General features: G+C 60.1%; 19 protein-coding genes and 1 pseudogene. All 20 read left to right on the top strand.

Annotated features, from left to right (window positions below; all coding sequences use genetic code 11):
• Nucleotides 1-13: 13 nt before the first annotated feature.
• Nucleotides 14-901: an enoyl-CoA hydratase gene (locus CAG44_RS07630; protein WP_085663768.1), complete on the top strand. Its 888-nt coding sequence runs from the start codon at nt 14-16 to the stop codon at nt 899-901.
• Nucleotides 901-1989, top strand: a complete 1089-nt coding sequence (locus CAG44_RS07625; RefSeq protein ID WP_085663767.1) for a nitronate monooxygenase family protein — start codon at nt 901-903, stop codon at nt 1987-1989. Before CAG44_RS07630 ends, CAG44_RS07625 begins: the two co-directional genes overlap by 1 nt.
• Nucleotides 1986-2756 (top strand): enoyl-CoA hydratase family protein, encoded by a 771-nt coding sequence (locus CAG44_RS07620; RefSeq protein WP_085663766.1) that lies wholly within the window; start codon nt 1986-1988, stop codon nt 2754-2756. The genes CAG44_RS07625 and CAG44_RS07620 overlap by 4 nt, the downstream gene beginning before the upstream one ends.
• Before the next feature lie 15 nt (nt 2757-2771).
• Nucleotides 2772-3935 carry an acyl-CoA dehydrogenase gene (locus tag CAG44_RS07615; protein WP_085663765.1) on the top strand — a complete coding sequence of 388 codons (1164 nt, stop codon included), beginning with the start codon at nt 2772-2774 and terminating at the stop codon, nt 3933-3935.
• 10 nt (nt 3936-3945) lie between these two features.
• Nucleotides 3946-5010 carry an acyl-CoA dehydrogenase family protein gene (locus CAG44_RS07610; RefSeq protein ID WP_085663764.1) on the top strand — a complete coding sequence of 355 codons (1065 nt, stop codon included), beginning with the start codon at nt 3946-3948 and terminating at the stop codon, nt 5008-5010.
• 8 nt (nt 5011-5018) lie between these two features.
• Nucleotides 5019-6173, top strand: coding sequence for an acetyl-CoA C-acetyltransferase (locus CAG44_RS07605; protein ID WP_085663763.1), 1155 nt, complete (start codon nt 5019-5021; stop codon nt 6171-6173).
• A gap of 11 nt (nt 6174-6184) precedes the next feature.
• On the top strand, nt 6185-7063 hold the full coding sequence (locus tag CAG44_RS07600) for an SDR family oxidoreductase (protein ID WP_085663762.1): 879 nt from the start codon (nt 6185-6187) through the stop codon (nt 7061-7063).
• Nucleotides 7060-8184 (top strand): annotated as a pseudogene (locus CAG44_RS29025) (acyl-CoA dehydrogenase family protein); the annotation flags it as partial. The gene CAG44_RS07600 and the pseudogene CAG44_RS29025, both read left to right, overlap by 4 nt.
• 42 nt (nt 8185-8226) lie before the next feature.
• Complete coding sequence (locus CAG44_RS29020) at nt 8227-9411, top strand: acyl-CoA dehydrogenase family protein (RefSeq protein ID WP_256575243.1); 1185 nt, start codon at nt 8227-8229, stop codon at nt 9409-9411.
• Nucleotides 9412-9421: 10 nt separating this feature from the next.
• Nucleotides 9422-10207: an SDR family oxidoreductase gene (locus CAG44_RS07590; RefSeq protein WP_085663761.1), complete on the top strand. Its 786-nt coding sequence runs from the start codon at nt 9422-9424 to the stop codon at nt 10205-10207.
• A gap of 10 nt (nt 10208-10217) precedes the next feature.
• Entirely contained in the window at nt 10218-10676 is a 459-nt protein-coding gene (locus CAG44_RS07585) for a MaoC family dehydratase (protein ID WP_085663760.1), read from the top strand.
• 8 nt (nt 10677-10684) lie between these two features.
• Entirely contained in the window at nt 10685-11068 is a 384-nt protein-coding gene (locus CAG44_RS07580) for a hypothetical protein (protein WP_085691871.1), read from the top strand.
• Between the two features lie 45 nt (nt 11069-11113).
• Nucleotides 11114-11569 (top strand): nuclear transport factor 2 family protein, encoded by a 456-nt coding sequence (locus CAG44_RS07575; RefSeq protein WP_085663758.1) that lies wholly within the window; start codon nt 11114-11116, stop codon nt 11567-11569.
• A gap of 235 nt (nt 11570-11804) precedes the next feature.
• Nucleotides 11805-12755, top strand: a complete 951-nt coding sequence (locus CAG44_RS07570) for a YCF48-related protein (protein ID WP_158091144.1) — start codon at nt 11805-11807, stop codon at nt 12753-12755.
• Between the two features lie 58 nt (nt 12756-12813).
• Nucleotides 12814-15165: an RND family transporter gene (locus tag CAG44_RS07565; protein ID WP_085663915.1), complete on the top strand. Its 2352-nt coding sequence runs from the start codon at nt 12814-12816 to the stop codon at nt 15163-15165.
• An 87-nt stretch (nt 15166-15252) separates the two neighbouring features.
• Entirely contained in the window at nt 15253-16374 is a 1122-nt protein-coding gene (locus CAG44_RS07560) for a Re/Si-specific NAD(P)(+) transhydrogenase subunit alpha (RefSeq protein WP_085663756.1), read from the top strand.
• A 10-nt stretch (nt 16375-16384) separates the two neighbouring features.
• Entirely contained in the window at nt 16385-16705 is a 321-nt protein-coding gene (locus tag CAG44_RS07555) for an NAD(P) transhydrogenase subunit alpha (RefSeq protein WP_085663755.1), read from the top strand.
• On the top strand, nt 16702-18153 hold the full coding sequence (locus CAG44_RS07550) for an NAD(P)(+) transhydrogenase (Re/Si-specific) subunit beta (RefSeq protein ID WP_085663754.1): 1452 nt from the start codon (nt 16702-16704) through the stop codon (nt 18151-18153). Before CAG44_RS07555 ends, CAG44_RS07550 begins: the two co-directional genes overlap by 4 nt.
• A 200-nt stretch (nt 18154-18353) precedes the next feature.
• Nucleotides 18354-19508: an LLM class flavin-dependent oxidoreductase gene (locus CAG44_RS07545; protein ID WP_085663753.1), complete on the top strand. Its 1155-nt coding sequence runs from the start codon at nt 18354-18356 to the stop codon at nt 19506-19508.
• A gap of 197 nt (nt 19509-19705) precedes the next feature.
• The gene (locus tag CAG44_RS07540; RefSeq protein WP_085663752.1) at nt 19706-21253 is read left to right on the top strand and encodes a DUF1302 domain-containing protein; all 1548 of its coding nucleotides are present in this window, start codon (nt 19706-19708) and stop codon (nt 21251-21253) included.
• Nucleotides 21254-21276: the final 23 nt, after the last annotated feature.

Raw genomic sequence — 21276 nt, 5'->3', positions numbered from 1 at the left:
CGGAGGAAAAGCAATGGTCCAAGCAACCCAGCACTCCGAAGCGTCTGCCGACGTGGTCCTGTACCACGTCGAAGCTGGCATCGCGACGGTCACGATGAACCGCCCGGAGTATCACAACGCGCAAAATTCGCAAATGACCTATGCCTTGGACGCTGCGTTTCGACGCGCGGTGGACGATGACGAGGTCAAGGTGATTGTGCTGCGCGGCAGCGGCAAACACTTCTCTGCAGGCCATGACATCGGCACCCCGGGACGCGACATCAACCAGAGTTTCGATCGTGCTTCGCTGTGGTACGACCATGTCAACAAGCCCGGCGGCGAATTCCTGTATGTGCGCGAGCAGGAAGTCTACCTGGGCATGTGCCGGCGCTGGCGCGAGCTGCCCAAACCGACCATTGCGATGGTCCAAGGCGCATGCGTTGCCGGCGGGTTGATGCTGGCCTGGGTGTGCGACCTGATCATCGCCAGTGACGATGCGCACTTCTCTGACCCAGTGGTGCGCATGGGTATACCCGGCGTCGAGTATTTCGCCCATGCTTTCGAACTGCACCCACGGATTGCCAAGGAGTTTCTCTTCCTCGGCGAGCGGATGAGCGCCGAGCGGGCCTATCAGATGGGCATGGTCAACCAGATCGCCGCGCGGGAGGAGCTTGAGGCGAAAACCTATTCCGTGGCGCAGCGCATCGCCAAGATGCCACGCATGGGCCTGGCCCTGACCAAGCAGGCGATCAATCACATCGAAGACCTGCAAGGCAAGCGCACCGGTATGGATGCAGCGTTCGCCTGGCACCACTTTGCCCATGCCCACAACGAGCTGATCAGCGGCGACAAGCTGGGTGGCTACGACGCCAAGGCGATGGCTGACTCCCAACGCGTTGTTGACCCGCGAGTGGCCAAATAATGAGCGTAAGCCTGCACACGCCGGTCTGCAGCCTGCTGGGTTGCGATTACCCGATCATTCAGACGGCGATGGGCTGGGTGGCCGATGCCCGCCTGGTGGCTGCGGTGGGCGATGCCGGCGGTTTCGGTTTCCTGGCAGCAGCGACGCTATCTACAGCCCAGCTGGAGGCCGAAATCGAGCGCCTGCATGGGCTGTCCACGCGCCCGTTCGGGATCAACTTTCACATGTTCCAGGCCAATGCCCAGCAGGTGTTGGCGTTGATCATCAAGCACCGTGTGCGGGCCGCCAGCTATGGCCGCGGTGCAGATCCGCGCTGTATCGAACAGCTCAAACAAGCCGGCGTCGTTTGCCTGCCCACCGTTGGAGCTACACGCCATGCGCTCAAGGCGGTGGCGATGGGGGCCGACGGGGTAATCGTGCAGGGCGCTGAGGGCGGTGGGCACACTGGCGCGGTGCCGACCAGTCTACTGCTGCCGCAGGTACTTGATGCAGTTCAGGTGCCCGTTATTGCTGCCGGCGGTTTGCATGAAGGCCGTGGGCTGGCTGCCGCGTTGGCGGCAGGCGCACAGGGTATCGCGATGGGCACTCGTTTTCTGCTTACCGAAGAGTCGCCGGTGCCTCTCCAGACCCTGGCGCATTACCTGCGCGTTGTGGACGCTGGCGAGATCCGTGTGTCATCGGCGGTTGACGGTTTGCCGCAGCGGTTGATCGACAACGCGGTGCTGCAACGCCTTGAGCAAAGCAGCCGGGCTCGCCGCAGCTGGCAAGCATTGGCCGGGGCCTGGGCGTTCCAGCGAGCCAGCGGGCTCGGCCTGCTGGCCTCGCTGAAAACCGCCCTTAGTCTGTTACGCCGCGACCGGCGCAGCGTGCTGCAAACCCTTGGCACAGCGCGTGGCGCTTACTTGATCAGCCAATCACTGCGTGAAGGTCGCCCCGAGCATGGGCTGCTGCCCAGCGGGCAAGTGGCCGCCTGCATCACGCAGCTGCAAAGCTGCGCCGAGGTCATCGATTCCATTGTCGTTCAGGCAACGCAGCGACTTGCAGCGGTGCAGGGCTGGATGGCGCCCAATCTTGAGGTGAGGGTATGACTCAGAGTTTTTACAGTAGCGTAGAAGCGGGCATTGCCGAGCTGGTCATCGATCACCCCCCGGTCAACGCCCTGGACAGTACCGGATGGTTTGCTCTGGCGCGGGCCATCGACGAGCTGGGTGGCCGTGACGATGTACATGTACTGGTGATCAGGGCCGAGGGCAGGGGGTTCTGCGCGGGGGTCGACATCAAGGAACTGGCCAGTCATCCAGAGCGCATCGTCGCTGTCAACGCGGGCAACTACGCCACCTTCAAGGCAGTGCACCGTTGCCCGGTACCGGTGGTTGCAGCAGTGCACGGTTTTGTGCTCGGCGGAGGCATTGGTATAGCCGGCGCCGCCGACATCGTTGTCGGGTCGGACTGCGCCACCTTTGGTGTGCCAGAGGTTGATCGCGGCGCCATGGGCGGCGGCGCTCACCTGCAACGTCTGTTCCCGGTGCAGAAGGTCCGCCATATGTACTTCACCGGCGAAAAGATCGATGCCAGCGAGGCCTATCGGCTGGGCGCGCTTGAGCGTGTGGTACCCCGCGCTGAACTGCGTGCTGCCGCGCTGCAGATCGCCGGACACATCGCCACCAAGAGCCCAGCCATGATCCGTCTGGCCAAGGAAGCGCTGAACGGTGTCGAGGATGGCGACCTGGAAAACAAATACCGCTGGGAGCAGGGCTTCACGCTCCAGGCATATCTGAACGCGGACTCGACGGAGTCGCGTCAAGCCTTCGTCGAAAAGCGGGACGTGGACTTCACCCCCGGCAGTTCGGATTGAGTCAGGAGAGCCAGGATGAAACTTGAATATACAGCTGCACAACAGGCGTTCCGCCAGGAAATCCGCAGCTGGTTGGCGGCCAACGTGCCGAAACGACCGCTGGACAGTTTTGACTGCGCGGAAGGCTTCGAACAACACCGCGAGTGGGAGCGAACCCTCGCCACCGGACAGTGGAGCATGGTCACCTGGCCAAAGGAGCTGGGCGGGCGCGGCTGCGACCTGATCGAATGGCTGATCTTTGAAGAGGAATACTGGCGGGCTGCTGCACCGATGCGGGTCAACCAGAACGGCATCTTTCTGCTCGGCCCGACCCTGATGGACTTCGGCACGCCGGCGCAAAAGCAGCGTTTCCTGCCAATGATGGCCAGTGGCGAGAGCATCTGGGCGCAGGGCTGGTCAGAACCCAATGCTGGCTCGGATATGGCTGCGGTGCGTGCCAAGGCTACCCGCGATGGCGATCACTACGTACTCAACGGCCAGAAAACCTGGTCGACAAGGGCGGTCTGGGCTGACTGGCTGTTTGGCCTGTTCCGTACCGATCCTTCCTCGCAGCGCCACCATGGTTTGAGTTTTCTGCTGGTGCCTTTGGATCTTCCAGGCATCACCGTGCGCCCGATCCGCCAGCTCAACGGTCTACCCGGCTTTGCCGAGGTGTTCTTCGACGACGTACGGGTGCCAGTTGAAAACCGCTTGAGTGAGGAGGGTGCGGGCTGGCAGGTGGCCATGTCCACGGCGGGTTTCGAGCGCGGACTGATGCTGCGCTCGCCGGCACGCTTCCAGGCCACTGCCAAGGCGCTGGTCGAGCTGTACTTGGCCAATCAGGAATCGGCAGACCAGGACCCCTCGGTTCGTGACGCAGTGGTCTCGGCATGGATGCAGGCCGAGGCCTACACCCTGGCTACCTACCGTACTGCCAGCAACCTTATCGCCGGCGGCCACATTGGCGCTGAATCCAGCACCAACAAGATCTTCTGGTCGGAGCTCGATCAGCGCATGCATGCCACGGCGATGCAGATCCTTGGCGCGCGGGCCGAACTGTTGCCGCACTCGCCCGCAGCGGCAGGCGTTGGCAATTGGCTGGATGGCTTCCTGTTTGCCCAAGCGGGGCCGATCTACGCCGGCACCAATGAAATTCAGCGCAACATCATTGCCGAGCGCATGCTCGGCATGCCCCGCTAAGGAGAGGGCCATGGACTTTCAGTTCAGCGAAGATCAATTACTGTTTCGCGACACCATGCGCCGCTTCTTCATGGTGGAAGCTGCACCCGAAATGCTCAGGGAGCTGTGGGAAACCGAGGCGGGTCGCTCGCCGCAACTGCGGCGCAAGATCGCCGACCAGGGCTTGACCGCGCTGTCGGTTGGCGAGGCTTTTGGTGGCCTCGGCCTGGGTGACCTGGACTGGGCGCTGATGACACCTGAACTTGGCTACTTTGCCATTCCTGACTCGCTTGCCGGTACGGCCTACCTGGCTGCGGCCATGCTCAGTGCGCTACCCGATGACTGCACTTGCAAGCAAACCTGGCTGCCCAGAGTCGCCGACGGCAGCGCGCGTATCGCGGTGGGGCATCCCCAGGATTTGCTGGTTGCCGATGCGCACCTGAGCGACCTGTTGCTACTGCCACACAAGGGTGAGGTGCATGCGGTCAGTCGGGATCAAGTCCAGCTTGAGCGCAACCACAGCGTGGATCTGTCACGGCGTCTTTCGCAAGTAAGCTGGACGCCTGGTCCCGACAGCCTGCTGGCGGATGCCAGCCTGGGCGGCAAAATCTGGGCCGATACGCTTGAGCGCGGCGCTCTGGCCACCAGCGGTCAACTCCTTGGGCTAGCGCGGCGGATGCTTGACCTGTCGATCGACTACACCGCTGAGCGCAAGCAGTTCGGCAAGCCGATAGGCAGTTTCCAGGCGGTCAAGCATCACCTTGCCGACGTTGCCGTGCTGATCGAGTTCGCCAAGCCAGTGTTTTACCGGGCGGCCTATGCCGTCGCCCATGATCTGCCAGACCGTCAAGTACACGTCTCTCACGCCAAACTGGCTGCCGGTGAAGCGGCATTGCTCGCGGCCAGGCATGGCATCCAGGTACATGGGGCAATGGGGTACACCTGGGAAGTCGACCTGCAGATCTTCATGAAGCGCGCCTGGGCCCTTGTCGGCACTTGGGGTGATCGAGGTTTCCACAAGGCTCGTGTCGCCCGTTACGTCCTTGAGAACCCAGGCCAGCTTGGCCCGGGCAATACCTTCACTATCAATCAATGAGGTCTAATATGGCTCAAGCCTATATCGTAGATGCCTTGCGCACGCCGACCGGCAAACGCCGCGGAGCGCTTTCCACGGTGCACCCTGCGGACCTCGGTGCTCATGTATTGAATGCTTTGGTCTCGCGCAATGCGATCCCTGCCGAAGACTACGATGATGTGATCTTCGGCTGCGTCGACGCTGTCGGCCCTAACGCTGGGGTCATCGCCAGAACGTCTTGGCTGGCGGCTGGCTTGCCGGATCATGTACCTGGCACCGTGATTGACCGCGCCTGCGGATCTTCGCAACAGGCCCTGCATTTCGCCGCCCAGGCAGTGATGAGTGGCACCCAGGATGTCGTGGCTGTGGGTGGCGTGCAGAACATGAGCCTAGTGCCGATTGCATACGCCATGACGGCCGCACAGCCGTTGGGCTTTACCGACCCGTTTTCGGGTAGCGCCGGCTGGCGTGCCCGGTACAGCGACCAGCCGGTCAACCAGTTCTACGCCGCGCAAATCATTGCCGACAAGTGGAAGCTCACGCGTCAGGACATGGAGCGCTTCTCGGTGGAAAGCCACGAGCGCGCGCTCAGGGCAATTAGCGAGGGCCGCTTCGAGCGCGAAATCGTGGCGTTGAATGGCTTGAGCGTGGACGAAACACCACGCACGCCCAACCTTGAGAAAATGGCATCGCTGGAGCCGGTGGACCCCACCTATCCGGCTATCACCGCCGCTGTCTCGAGCCAGACGGCTGACGCTGCTTCAGCGCTGCTGGTAGTTTCCGAAGCAGCGCTCAAGCGTTACGGGCTTACCCCAAGAGCGCGCGTTGAGCACCTCAGTGTGCGGGCCGACGATCCTATCTGGCACCTGACTGCACCTATTGCTGCAACCAAGGCTGCCTTGAAAAAGTCCGGGCTGCGCCTGGCCGACATCGATCTTGTTGAAATCAATGAGGCGTTTGCCTCGGTGGTGCAGGCCTGGTTGATCGAAACCGGCTACCCGGCAGAGCGCACCAACGTCAACGGTGGTGCGATTGCCCTGGGTCATCCGCTGGGAGCCAGCGGCGCACGCCTTATGACTACGTTGCTGCACGAACTGGAGCGTACCGGTGGCCGCTATGGGCTGCAGACCATGTGCGAAGGCGGCGGGCAAGCCAACGTCACCATCATCGAACGACTGGGTTGAAGGGCACAATCATGACAATTTGCGCAAATCGTACAGTGATCATCACCGGTGCCGGTGGCGGGTTGGGGCGTGCTTATGCGCTGGCTTTCGCCGAGCAAGGGGCCAATGTCCTGGTCAACGATATTCGAGTTGAAGCGGCTCAAGCAGTGGTGGAGGAGATCAAGGCTGCTGGCGGCAACGCCGTGGCCAACGCCGACGACATTACCCGCGTAGAAAGTGCACGGGCCATCGTCGACCAGGCGTTGTCGAATTTTGGCGAAGTGCATGTACTGGTCAATAACGCGGGTAATCTCCGCGACCGCATGTTCGTCAGCCTCACCGAAGAGGACTGGGATGAAGTGATGAGGGTCCACCTCAAAGGTCACTTCTGCCTCGCCAATACCCTCGCCAGACATTGGCGCGACAAGGCCAAAGCCGGCGAAACGGTTGCTGCGCGCATTATCAACACCAGTTCCGGTGCCGGCCTGCAGGGTTCGGTTGGCCAGTCCAATTATGCTACCGCCAAGGCGGGCATCTGCGCGCTGACGCTGGTGCAGGCGACCGAGCTGGGCCGCTACGGGGTCACCGTGAATGCCCTTGCCCCTGCGGCGCGCACCAGCATGACCGAATCGGCGATGCCTGACGTGGTGAAGAAGCCCGATGACCAGAGCTTTGACTTCTGGGACCCTGCCAATGTGGCGCCGCTGGTGGTGTGGTTGGGTAGTGAAGGGTCAGGGCATGTCAGCGGTCGCGTGTTCGAGGCCTCCGGCGGCAAACTCTCGGTGGCCGATGGCTGGCGTACAGGGCCTGAGCGTGACAAACAGGCACGGTGGTCGGTAAACGAGATCGGGGCGGCAGTCGACCAGCTGATCGCCGAAGGGGTGGCCCCGCAGAAGGTGTACGGCTCATGAGCAAGCGCATGGATTTCATCCTGAATCAGGATCAGCGGATGATTGCCGAGGCGGCCGCTAGTTTCCTCAGCGAAACCTGCCCATCGGCCGTGGTGCGCGAGGCGATGGGTATGACCCCGGGCGGCGACACCGCCTTGTGGCGCAGGGTCGGTGAAGAAATGGGCTGGTGCGCCACTCATGTGCCCGAGGCGTTCGGGGGCCTTGGTCTGTCGTGGATCGAACTGACGTTGATCCTCGAACAAATGGGCCGACACTTGTTGCCGTCGCCATTTTTCGCCACCGTGGCAATGGCCGCGACTGCGCTGATTGAAGCTGTACCGGATGGCCGCAAGGACAGTTACCTGGAACAGATTGCTGCCGGCCAATTACGTGCAACGCTGGCGCTCGCCAGCAGTGGCCTGCAGTGGCGGCCGCAAGCGCTCCAAGCCACCGCTGTGGTCTGCCCGCATGGCTATCGCCTCGACGGCGTCTACCGCCATGTAGCGGATGGGGCGACGGCTCAATTGCTGCTGCTGCCGGCCCGTCTGGAGAATGGCGAGATAGCCCTGTTCGCCGTGACAGATGACACTCCGGGCCTCACCGCCCGAGCTCACCAGAGCATGGATCTGACCCGCCAGATAGCTGAAGTGCGCTTGGACGGCGTCACCGTCGCCGCCAGCCAGTTGATGGCGAGCGGCGCGCTGCTGGAGGATGGCCTGGCCCGTACGCAAGCATTGGCGACCTTGGCGCTGGCTGCCGAACAGCTGGGCGGGGCGCAGCAGTGCCTGGACTTGACACTGGCGTACGCTGCCGAGCGGGTTCAGTTTGGCCAACCGATCAACAGCTTCCAGGCCGTGAAACACCGTTGCGCGGAAATGATGGTACAGATCGAAGCTACCCGTTCCGCGGTTGCGGGTGCCGCCAGGGTGGCCGCAATGCAGCCTTCGACCGCCGCCTTGGTGCGCGAAGCAGCCTGCGTCAAGGCGTTTGCCAGCGATACCTTTTTCTTCTGCGCGCAGGAAGCCATTCAGCTGCATGGCGGCGTAGGTTTTACCTGGGAATATGACCCGCAGTTGTACTTCAAACGGGCCCAGGCCAGTGCGCATTGGTTCGGCTCGGCGGATGAAGCACGTGAAACCGTGGCGGCCTGGCTGATTGGCGGCGGTAGCGAGGATGACAACGCCTTGGCTGAGTCGACCGAGGACCAGGCATTTCGCCGTGAAGTTGCGCTGTGGATGCAACAGCACCTGACCGGCCGCTACGCCTGCCTGAAGCATCGGGGCGGGGCGGGCGATGAAGAAGCCTACCCGGAACTACGTAAAGCCTGGGAGCAAGAACTGGCCAAAGCCGGCTGGACCTGTGTCGGCTGGCCTCAGGCGTATGGCGGCAGAGGCTTGACGGTGGCCCAGCAGATCATCTTCCACGAGGAGTATGCCAAGGCCGGCGGGCCAGGCAATATCGGCCATCTTGGAGAAACACTGCTCGGCCCAACCCTGATCGCCTACGGAACGCAAGAGCAGAAGGAACGCTTCCTGCCCGGTATCGTGGCGGGTACCGAATACTGGTGTCAGGGTTATTCAGAACCGGCGGCGGGTTCGGACCTGGGTAATGTTCAAACCCGCGCCAGGTTCGATGAAGCCACCGGCGAGTGGGTGCTGCACGGGCAGAAAGTGTGGACATCGCTGGCCCATGAGTCGCAGTGGGTGTTTGTGGTTGCTCGTTGTGAGGCAGAGTCGCGCGGCCATCGCGGGCTGATCTTCCTGTTGGTCAAGCTGGACCAGCCGGGTGTAGAGGTTCGCGGCATCAAGCAGATTACTGGCACCTGTGAATTCAACGAAGTGTTCTTTGACGGTGCCCGCTGCCCGGGCAACAACGTGGTAGGTGAGCCTGGGGACGGCTGGAAGATCGCCATGGCCTTGCTCGGCTTCGAACGGGGTCTGTCGTGGATCGGCATGCAGATGCACTTCGCTCATCAGTTGGAACTGGTCTGCAAGGCGGCGCGAGATACCGGCAGCCAGGACAACCCGGCCGTGCGCAGGCGCATTGGCCAGGCATGGATGGGCCTGAAGGTGATGCACTACAACACCTTGCGCACCCTGAGCGGTGGTGAGGACGGCAGCCTGTCGCGCGAGGGCTACATCATCAAGTACTACTGGTCTAACTGGCACCGTGACCTGGGCAAGTTGGCCATGGACGCCCTTGGCATGGAAGGCGACATCTTCATCGATGATTTCACCCGTACCCGCTTGCAGCAGGTTTTCCTGTTCAGCCGCTCGGACACCATCGTCGCTGGCACCAACGAAATCCAGCTGAATATCATCGCCGAGCGCGCGTTGGGCATGCCCAAGCAGCCGCGTCCCGCCCTGTGAGAACCAAACCATGATTACTATTCCTGAATACGTGACCGGCCACGATCTGCTCAAAGGGCGTACAGCATTGGTTACCGCTGCTGCCGGTGGTGGTATCGGATATTCCACGGCCAAGCGTTTCGCCGAGGAAGGCGTGCGCGCACTGATGCTCTCGGATGTGCATCCGCGCCGGTTGGAAGAGGCCGTTGCGCGTCTGCAGAATGAAACCGGGCTGCAGGCCATTTATGGGCATGTGTGCGATGTGACCCAGGAAGACCAGGTGCAGGCACTGGTGAGCGAAGCCGAACGTTGCCTGGACGGCACCGACATCCTGTTCAATAACGCAGGCCTCGGCGGCCAGAAACGCGTGGTCGAGATGACCGATGAGGACTGGCTGCGGGTCATCGACGTGTCCCTCAATGGCACTTTTCGCATGACCCGCGCGATGCTCAAGGTGATGCAGCCCCGCGGTCGCGGGGCGATCATCAATAACGCCTCGGTATTGGGCTGGCGGGCGCAGAAAGAACAGGCTCATTACGCCGCCGCGAAGGCCGGGGTTATGGCCTTGACCCGCTGCAGCGCGTTGGAAGCTGCGGAGTTTGGCATTCGCATCAATGCCATTTCGCCCAGCATCGCCATGCACGCGTTTCTGAAGAAGACCGCTGATGAAGAGCTGCTTTCAGCACTGGCGGCCAATGAAGCCTTTGGACGGCCTGCCGAAGTCTGGGAAATGGCCAATATCGCAGTCTTTCTGGCGAGTGATTACGCCTCCTATCTGGTGGGAGAGGTTATCTCCGCCAGCAGCCAACGTGCCTAAGGAAACGTCAATGACAACTGTTTTTCACAGCGCTGATGAGGTGCTGCAGGCCGTCGGCCAGTCTTTAGGGGTTACGGACTGGTTGAGTATCGACCAGGCGCGGGTCGATGGCTTTGCAGAAGCCACCAATGACAACCAGTGGATTCATGTAGATGTCACCAAGGCCGCATCTGGTCCTTTCGGTGGAACCATCGCCCACGGCTATTTGACGCTGGCCCTGGCCGGTAGCTTCTTCCTTTCGCAGTTGATTGAAGTGCGCATGCGCATGGGCATCAACTACGGCACCGACCGGGTACGCTTCCCCGCTCCAGTACCGGTCGGGGCACGGATCCGTGGGCGGGGCGAGGTGGTCAAGGCCGAAGCCGTGGCGGGTGGCGTTCAAGCGACAGTCCGCGTCTCCGTCGAAATCGAAGGCGCCGACCGCCCTGCATGCATAGTCGATACGATCAGTCGTTACTACTTCGAATGAGGCCCCAGATGCTGCTGGAGCATGCTTACAGCCTAGTGCTGCGTTACATCGAAGCGTACGAGCGTGCCGACATCGATGCGGTAGTTGCGCTGTTCTCCAGCAGTGCGTGGATAGAGGACTCCGCCGGCGCTCCGATTCACCAGGGGGAGACTGACATTGCGGCCTTTTATCGATCTAATCTGGCCAGCGAAACAAAGATTGTGTTGAAAGGTCCCCTTCGCTTGCTCCATGGCGCAGCCTTCATGATGGAGTTGGAGGCGCGCTCATTCGTGGCTGGCGGCTTGGATATCTGCAGCAAGGTAGAGATCTGGCGAATGGATGACGCCGGTCTAATTGTTTCACGTCAGGCTTACTGGGGGTCATCCGATCATTACCGGGTACTGCCCGGCTAATCGCACGGCAGCGCTTTGGGCCTTCATTTTTCGGGTTGGAAAATTGTGAACGCAACTGATTACTTTGAGATCCAGAATCTTCTGCACGAATATGCAGCGCGCCTTGACCAAGGAGACCTTGACGGCCTAGGCCAGCTATTCGCTCATGCTGAGGTTCATATACCGGGGCGCAGCACACCCGTGACTCGCGATCCGCAGCTGTTAACCAGGCTGTTTCGCGATTTCCTGCAGCTCTATGAGGGCAAGCCCAGAACCCGGCACGTCATCAGTAACCTCAGAATCTGGCCGGCGGGCTCTAATCGGGCGACTGCCCACTCCTACGTGATGGTCTTTCAGCAGGCCGGTGCGCTGGCGCTGCAGCCTATCATCGGTGGTGACTATCAAGACCGTTTGGAAAAGGTAAATGGTGTTTGGCGCTTCAGCGAACGGGTAATAGGAAATGACCTTTTTGGTGATCTGAGTGCGCATGGAAAATACGAATACTCTCCCGTGACACGTTGATCATTACCTGACTAATCCGGATGGACGATGTTGCAGCGCGCGGCTCGCGGCAAATTCCATAGTGCCGGCTGGCCTGCCCCCGTGACAGCCTGGCCTAGCCGAATCCGGAGGAGTCATGAATCAGCAGTCAACAATAATCGATAAAGAACCTGCGACGCGCACTGATCCTTCACCATCTGCCACAAAAGTACCTGGTGGTGATGGTGGCCGACATAGAGTTTGGGGAGGGCTGGCAATGGCCCTCCTGGTCGCCTTTGGCACTGTATTTTCTTTCCTGCCACGACCCCGCGCTGAGTTTCCGGCAACCGCCGTGCAACCTCAGCAGATGCTGATTAACAGCGTGGCACAAGCCGGACAGGATCTGGTGGTCACCGGAGAGCTGGGTCATCTGTTTGTGAGCAACGATCAAGGTAGCTCGTGGGCAAAGGCCACTGTTCAACCGCAGCGCGGCTCAACCCTGACACGGGTGTTTTTTCCCACTGATGACCTGGGTTTGGCCATCGGCCATGACAGCTGGATTCTGCGCAGTAACGACCATGGCAAAAGCTGGCGGGAAACCCACTTTGCTGGTGATCAGGCCGACGTCCTGCTCGATGTTTGGGGCAGTACTCAAGGGCCGTTTTATGCAGTGGGCAGCTTCGGCGCGTTTTGGGCTTCGGCAGACCTAGGCGAGAGCTGGACACAGCGTGACATCGGCCTCGGTGATCGGCATTTCTACGGCGTCGCAGGAGCCGGGCAAAGCCACTTGATGCTGGTCGGCGAGAGCGGATTGGTGGCGCGTTCCGCCGACGGCGGCGCGAACTGGGTACGGCTACCGGACTTCTACCGAGGGTCGTTTTTCGGCTTGATCGCCTTGTCGCCCCAAAGCTGGCTGGTATATGGCATGCGGGGCAAGGTGTACCGCACCGACAATTTTGGTGACAGCTGGCAAGAGGTCGATTCCGGGACTACAGCAGCGCTGTATGGCGGTGTGCTCGACCGCGAAGGCAATGTCGTGCTGGTGGGCGAGGGGGGCGTGGTCACCGCTTCGATCGATCGCGGAAAGCATTTTGCGTTGCGTCGTGCTGGCGGCGATCAAAGCCTGTCCAGCGTAGCCAGAAGCAGTAAGGGCAAATGGTTGTTCGTAGGGCCTGGGGGGGTATCGATAACCTCGTCGCTGCCGCACACGCCTGAACCCAACCCGTAAGGAGTCCGTCGTGGATCATAATAAAAACCGCTTCGTGGAGCGCTGTGCCGACCTGCTGATGGCCAACCGCCGCTGGCTGATGTGGCTGTTCATCCTGCTTACGCTAGCGTTCGCCGCTACTGCCACTCGGATCAAGCTCGATCCGGGCTTCTACAAGATGATTCCGCTGCAACATCCGTACATGCAGACCTTCACCGACTACCTCAAGGTGTTCCCTGGTGCCAACCGGGTGTTGGTCAACCTGCGCTGGACAGGTGAAGGTGACATGTACAACAAGGAGTTCCTGCAAGCATTGCGTGAGGCAACCGATGAAGTGTTCTTCATTCCGGGCGTGGACCGCACTCGTGTCTCTTCGCTGTTCACTCCTGATACGCGTTTCATCGAAGTCACCGAAGAAGGATTTTATGGCGATGTGGTGGTGCCAGCTCGGTTTTCCGCGAGCCCGGAGGACGTTGCCCTGGTACGACGTAACGTGGCGCGTGCCGGGGTAATCGGGCGCCTGGTGCAGACCGACCTCAAAGGTGCGCTAATCAGAGCGGACCTTCAGGAGATCAACCCGCAGACCGGTGAAAAGGTCGACTATCACCAAGTCGCCGTGGCTTTGGAGAAGGTTCGGCAGAAGTTCAGCGGCCAGCACATAGAGATCAACATTATTGGCTTCCCCGTGCTGATCGGGGAAATCGTCGACGGCCTGCTAGGGGTAGTTGCGTTTTTTGCCTTGGCGTTCGTCATTACCGCGCTGTTGCTGTACGCATACTGCCGCTCGGTGCGGCTGACGGCGCTAACTCTGGCGGTCGCCTTGCTGCCGGTGATCTGGTTGCTCGGAATCCTGCCCTTGATGGGCTATGGCATTGATCCGTTGTCGATTCTGGTGCCGTTCCTTATCTTTTCCATCGGCGTGTCCCATGCGGTGCAGATGACCAATACCTGGAAACAACTGGTATTAGAGGGAGTCGCAGCACCGGCTGCTGCGCAACTGGCGTTCAGGCGGCTGTTCATTCCTGGTGCATTGGCGCTGCTGACCAATGCTCTCGGGTTCGCCGTGATCATGCGTATCGACATCGCCAGCGTGCGCGAGTTGGGCATCACAGCGTGCCTAGGTGTGCTGCTGATGATCATTACCAACAAGATGATGTTGCCTCTACTGTTGGCCAAAATGCATCTGGAACCCACGGCATACCGCAACGCACCTAGGTCCGGTGAGCGCCACCGCCTTTGGTGGACATTGTCGGCGGTGACGAAGCCAGGCCCGGCGCTTGCTGTATTCGCAGTGTGGCTGGGCTTGCTGGCGGTTGGTGCGGTCGAGTCCCGGCATTTGACCGTAGGTGATATCGGCAGCGGCGCGCCGGAGTTGCGCAGTGATTCACGCTACAACCAGGACAACGACGCAATCGTCAGCCATTACACCATTGGCGTGGATGTGCTGAGTGTAATAGTGGAAGCCAAGGGCTTTGACGGTGATGCCTGTCTTTATTATTCAGTCATGAACAATGTTGACCGCTTCGAGCTGTTTCTGCGGGGTGTGCATGGGGTGCAGTCTGTAGTCAGTGTGCCAGACCTGGCCAAGGTCGGTATCGCAGCGAACAACGAAGGCAACCCACGATGGTCTGCGCTGCCTCGCGACAGCCAGGCGCTGCAGCAGGGCTCTGCTGCCTATAATCCGGACTTGGGTTTGAACACCGATGGCTGCACGGCCATGCAGGTGTTGATATACACCCGAGATCATCAAGGCGCGACCCTTGATCACCTGACACATGAGATCAAGCGGTACATCGCTGAACAATCGCAAAAGGATCCCGCAGGCGGCGAGGTGGAGTTTCATATCGACAAGGCCTTCCGCCTCGCGGGCGGTAATGCCGGCGTGATGGCGGCCACCAACGAGGCTGTAGAGGAGGCCGAGATCGTCATGCTGGCCTCGATCTTTAGTGCCATCACCTTGCTTTGTCTGCTGACGTTTCGTTCATGGCGAGCGGTGCTATGCATCATCATGCCGCTGGCCGTGGTATCGATCCTGTGCAACGCATTGATGGCGCAGCTAGGAATAGGCCTGAAGGTTGCCACCTTGCCGGTAATTGCACTGGGTGTAGGAGTGGGCGTCGATTATGGGATCTACCTGTTCGAGAGCATCAAGCACCAGCTTGAGCAAGGTAGGGATTTGCGCAGTAGCTTCTATGAAGCGATGCGACAGCGCGGTACTGCTGCGGTGTTTACTGCGGTGACCATGTCGGTCGGCGTTGCCACTTGGGCATTGTCGAGCCTCAAATTCCAGGCCGACATGGGCATCCTGCTGGCGTTCATGTTCCTGGTGAACATGCTGGGTGCCATCTTGCTGCTGCCAGCATTTGCCAGTTGGTTGAATGTCGGTAGGGCGAAGCCTCGAATTCGCCAGGCGATTACCACCGCACATTGATCCGTTTTCTCCACTTTCACAGTCTCGCTGACGCCTTGGGGCGTCGGCGTGGCTCTGTGCACTGCAAACAAACTAGGCGAGGGCCCTATGCATATCGGAATACCCAGAGAAACCGCTCCCGGCGAGACACGTGTGGCGGCAACCCCTGAAACCTTGAAAAGGCTCATTGGCCTTGGCCATGAGGTGTTTGTAGAGCAGGGCGCAGGGGGCGGCGCCAGCATTGCCGATAGCGCCTTTGAGGCTGTTGGGGCAAAGACTGTAAAGGCGGAGGAGGTCTATCGCGCCAAGGTGATCCTAAAGGTCGCAGCGCCGAGCAACGATGAATTGGGCATGATCGAGCCCGGTGCGCTGCTGATTGGCATGTTGAACCCGTTTGACTCCGACAATATTGCCCGTATGGCCAATCGCGGGATCACTGCCTTCTCGCTGGAGGCCGCGCCTCGTACTTCAAGGGCTCAGAGCCTGGATGTGCTGTCTTCGCAGGCCAATATTGCCGGCTACAAGGCCGTGCTGTTGGCCGCTCATCATTACCCGCGCTTCATGCCGATGCTGATGACGGCTGCCGGTACGGTCAAGGCGGCACGGGTACTGGTGCTTGGCGCCGGCGTCGCCGGGTTACAGGCGATCGCCACGGCGAAGCGATTGGGTGCGGTGATCGAGGCATCCGATGTGCGACCGGCGGTCAAGGAGCAGATCGAGTCATTGGGTGCCAAGTTCGTCGATGTACCTTTTGAAACGGCCGAGGAGCGCGAATGTGCTGAAGGCGTAGGTGGCTATGCCCGACCAATGCCCGCCAGCTGGATGGCCCGCCAGGCTCAGGCCGTGCACGAACGAGCCAAACAGGCTGACATCATCATCACCACAGCCCTGATCCCTGGTCGCAAGGCGCCGACGCTGCTGAGCTGCGAAACCGTGGCCCAGATGAAACCCGGTTCGGTGGTTATCGATCTGGCCGCCGCACAAGGCGGGAATTGTCCATTGACCGTGCCAGACGAAGTGAGGATCGAGCATGGCGTGACCATCGTTGGGCCGACCAATCTTTCCGCGCAGGTCAGCGCGGACGCCTCGGCGCTTTATGGCCGTAACCTGTTCGACTTCCTCAAGCTGCTGTTGGATCAGAACGGTCAATTAACCATCAACCTGGACGACGATATTGTCGCTGCATGCCTGATGTGCCGCGACGGTGTGGTCGTGCGCAAAAACGTCTGAGGAGACTGCTATGGACGATATGCTGATTTCACATGGTGTTTACAATCTGATCATTTTCGTGTTGGCCATCTACGTCGGCTATCACGTGGTCTGGAATGTAACGCCCGCCCTGCATACCCCGCTTATGGCTGTGACCAACGCCATCTCCGCGATCGTGATCGTGGGCGCCATGCTGGCCGCTGCGCTGACGGTCACTGCTGCCGGCAAGTTCATGGGTACTCTCGCGGTGACGTTGGCAGCAGTCAACGTGTTTGGTGGCTTCCTGGTGACGCGGCGCATGCTGGAAATGTTCAAGAAAAAAGACCGCAGCGACGGAGCAAAACAAGCATGAGCATGAATCTTGTCACAGTCCTCTACCTGATTGCGTCGGTATGCTTCATCCAGGCACTTAAGGGCCTGTCCCATCCCACTACTTCGCGGCGCGGCAACCTGTTCGGCATGCTCGGTATGCTGCTGTCGGTGTTGACCACCGTCGGCTTGACCTACAAACTCGGCGCCTCCGCAGTAAGCAATGGCAGCGTAATGGCCGGTATTGGTTATGTGGGCGTGGGGCTGTTGTTGGGTGGAACGATCGGCACCTTCATGGCCAAGCGTGTAGAAATGACCAAGATGCCAGAACTGGTTGCCTTCATGCACAGCATGATCGGCCTTGCGGCGGTGCTGATCGCTGTCACTGCAGTGCTCGAACCGCAATCATTGGGAATCGTCGCGGCATATGGCCAACCGATCCCTGTCGGCAACCGTATGGAGCTGTTCCTGGGCGCGGCAATCGGTGCGATCACATTCTCCGGGTCTGTCATTGCCTTCGGCAAGTTGTCAGGTAAGTACAAGTTCCGCTTGTTCCAGGGCGCACCGGTGCAATTTGCAGGGCAGCATCTGGTCAACCTGGGGCTCGGTCTGACCATCGTCGGGCTTGGCACCTACTTCACTCTGACAGGGCAGTTTCACGCGTTCATCTTATTGCTTGCGCTGTCATTTGTGATTGGTGTGCTGATCATTATCCCTATCGGCGGGGCGGACATGCCTGTAGTAGTGTCGATGCTCAATAGCTATTCCGGCTGGGCCGCTGCAGGCATCGGTTTCTCGCTGAACAATTCGATGCTGATCATTGCCGGTTCGCTGGTCGGGTCTTCGGGTGCGATTCTTTCGTACATCATGTGCAAGGCGATGAACCGTTCATTCTTCAATGTGATTCTGGGTGGTTTCGGAGGCGCAGTGGACGGTGCTGGCAGCAGCCAGGATAAAGAAGCCCGACCGGTAAAAGCAGGCTCTGCCGATGACGCTACCTTCCTACTCAGTAACGCTGATAGCGTAATCATCGTGCCCGGTTATGGCCTGGCGGTTGCGCGTGCCCAACACGCCTTGAAGGAACTGACTGAGAAGCTGACTCACAACGGCGTGACCGTTCGCTATGCCATCCATCCGGTCGCAGGGCGCATGCCAGGGCATATGAACGTGCTGCTGGCTGAGGCCGAAGTGCCCTACGACCAAGTGTTCGAGATGGAGGACATCAATGCCGAGTTCGGCCAGGCGGATGTAGTATTGGTGCTGGGGGCGAACGACGTGGTCAACCCTGCGGCCAAGAACGACCCTAAATCGCCGATTGCCGGCATGCCGATCCTCGAAGCATTCAAGGCCCGCACCATCATCGTCAATAAACGTTCGATGGCCAGCGGGTACGCCGGTTTGGACAACGAACTGTTCTACCTCGACAAGACCATGATGGTGTTCGGCGACGCCAAGAAAGTCATCGAGGATATGGTCAAGGCTGTCGCCTGACAGACGTTGTGCCGGGCTCGACGCAGTCCCGCGTCCGCCCCGGCACATCCTGTGGCGCCTGCGCCGCAGCCAAATCGACTACTTCAGTCGGACGATGCGCGATCAATTTCAGTCTCTCCATACTCACCTGGCCTTCGCAAAAGTGCCCCGACAGCGGCTCTGCTTGCGGACTACGTCCAAGAAAAACCGGAGAGTATGCGATGAAATTTTCCTTGATCTACGAAGCCCAGACCACTGACTCCTCTCGCGAGGGTGACCGCAAGGTGTTCGACGATACCGTCGAGCAGGTAATGCTGGCCGACAAGCTCGGTTTTGATGTGGTCTGGGCGGTCGAGCACACCGCACTGAGCAACTATTCGCACTCCAGTGCTCCGGAAACCCTGCTGGCCTTCCTGGCTGGCAAGACTGAGCGGATTGGCATCGGCCACGGCGTTGTCTGCCTGCCACCAGCGATGAACCATCCGGTCAAAGTTGCGGAACGCATTGCCACGCTGGACCTGCTTTCAAAGGGGCGCGTGCATTTTGGTATGGGCAAGGGCGGCACCCAGCAGGAAGCCGGGACCTTTGGCTACGACCTGACCAAGCTGCAGCCGCAAATCGACGAGATGATGTACCTGATCCCGAAGATGTTTGTTCAGGATGAGATCGAGCACAACGGTGAATTTGTGCAGATTCCTCGGCGTCCCATTCACCCCAAGCCTTTCCAGTATCCGCATCCGCCGATGTACATGGCGTGCACCAATGCCAACAGCCTGGCGACTGCCGGCGGCCGCGGCCTGGGCGCGTTAGTATTGGGCTTCGGCGGCCCGGATGAAGTAGCCAAGAAGAACACCACCTACCGCGAGGCCTTCGCCAACCGCAAAGCCGAAGACCAGGTTGGCTTCCGGCCGACCGAGCACCTGGCGGCACTGTGCCCGGCCATTGTGATGGCCGATGGACAGAAAGCGCGCAAGATCGGCATTCGCGGTCAGCGCTACTTTCTCGAGTCGTTGGCGCACTGGTACACCGGCGGCGAAAAACCTGACCCATCCACCTGGGACGATGACGTTACGACTACTGGCAGCGGCCAGACTGTGCTCAACACGTCATGGGGTTCGGAAAAAGTCTCGGTCGACTTCAGCGATCCGTCGCTTGAACTGCTCAACCCCAACCACGCCTACGGCACGGTCAGCGACTGCATTGGCTACGTGCAGCGCCTGATTGATGCCGGCGCCGATGAGATTCTGTTCATCTGCCAGATGGGCACGATCCCGCAAGAGGCGCAGCTCGAGACCATTCGGAACATTGGCGAGCACGTCATCCCGCATTTCCGCAAGTCAACCGTGAAGTCGAGCGAGGCGGCCGCCGAGGTTTGATGGGCGCTGAACCGCCTCGTCCAAATGAGGGATGTGACGCGCAGGGGGCAAGGCAATAGTAGTGACACCTGACTGGACAGGCGCCTGCGCGGCAATGCTGCAGGCGTGTGCCCGGGAGGGGGCATTGTCGGCTGATAGGCCGGCAAGCGTTCCAGGGCGAACAATAACTTCAATACGGTCCCGGAGGTAAAACTCGAATGAACGCTAGTCCTTGCAAATCAGAAGGTGTCGGGCTGCGCGCTCGTCTTACGGCACAGGTAGTCACCGGCGCGTTGGTGGTGCTGGGCAGCACTGCCGCCCAGGCTGGCAACTTCCAGTTCGGTGACGGCTTCAATGTCGATTACCTCATGACCTTCAACTATGGCCTCAACGTACGCGCGGAGAAACCTGCCCACGCGCTGATCAACAACAATATCAATGGTGATGACGGTGATCACAATTTCGATCGCGGCAGCCTCATCAACAACCGCATCAGCGCCATTGGCGAAGTCAACGTCTCGCGCGATGGCACCGGCTTCATGCTGCGGGGCTCGACGTTCTATGATTTCGCCTACAACGATTCGAATGACAACAACTCCCCTGACACCATCAACAAGTTTGGTCCGGTAGACCACTTTTCTTCGCAGGCGCGCGATCGCAGTGGCTCACGTAGCCGTTTGCTTGACGCCTACGCCTACACCGGTGGCGCCCTTGGTGACAGCAGTTTCTATGACGTACGGGTAGGTAATCAGGTAGTGGCCTGGGGTGAGAGCCTGTTCGTCTCCGGTATTTCAGCGGTGCAAGGCCCGGTTGACGCGACCAAGAGCAATGTCCCCGGTACCGAAGTCAAAGAAGTGCTGCTACCAGAGAGCCAGATTGCAGCAAGCCTCTCGTTCAATGACTGGACGCTGTTGAGCTACTACCAGTTCAAGAATCATCCGTACGAGCTGTCGCCAGTGGGCGACTATTTTTCGACAACCGATGTGGTTGGGGCTGGAGCGCGCTACATCCGCTTTGGCCAAGGTGATCTTGCCAGCGTCGGCAAACTTGAGCGCACTGCTGATGATCAGGCGCGTGACAGTGGTCAGTGGGGCCTGGGCGTGCGTTACATGCTCACAGCCAACACGCAGCTCGGCCTGTACCGTTTGCGCTACCACGACCGCTTGCCCAGTGTGCTGCTCAACCCTGCTGCAGGCACTTACACGATCAAGTATTTCGAGGATATCGACCTAACGGGCGCCAGCATCTCCACGCGTTTGGGCGAATGGCAAGTTTCCGGCGAGCTGAGCTACAAAGACGGCCTGCCACTAGCCAGCACAACCGTCGGTGTCGCCCGTGGCTCGGCGACCCAGGCGCAAATATCGACCATCCGCACGTGGGGCAATAGCTGGATCGCGCCACAGACCAGTCTGACCGCCGAAGTTGCGGCGCTACGGGTTAACAGCATTGACCAGGGCCGGCTGGCAGGCGACCGCACCGCGCAGGTTGGCCAGATGCTGGTGACCTTTACCTATCCGGACGTTTTCAGCGGCTGGGACCTGAGTGTGCCGGTGAGCTACGGTCGCCAGTTCAATCAATCATCTGTCGGCACCTTCGGCTTCGGTGGCGATGGCGATTCGCGCGCCAGCGTCGGGGCCAAGTTCAAGTATTTGAGCAACCTAGAAGTCGGCCTCACCTACAACGCCTTCCTGGGCTCGGCAGACCCCATCGAGCGTCCGCTCGCCGACCGGGACTTTGTCGCCTTCAACATCAAATACGACCTGTAACCCTTCACCAGCAGGAGTTTCAC

This window comes from Pseudomonas sp. B13(2017) (assembly GCF_002113245.1).
Lineage (GTDB): Bacteria > Pseudomonadota > Gammaproteobacteria > Pseudomonadales > Pseudomonadaceae > Aquipseudomonas > Aquipseudomonas putida_Z.
This window is presented reverse-complemented; position numbering and strand designations above follow the sequence as displayed.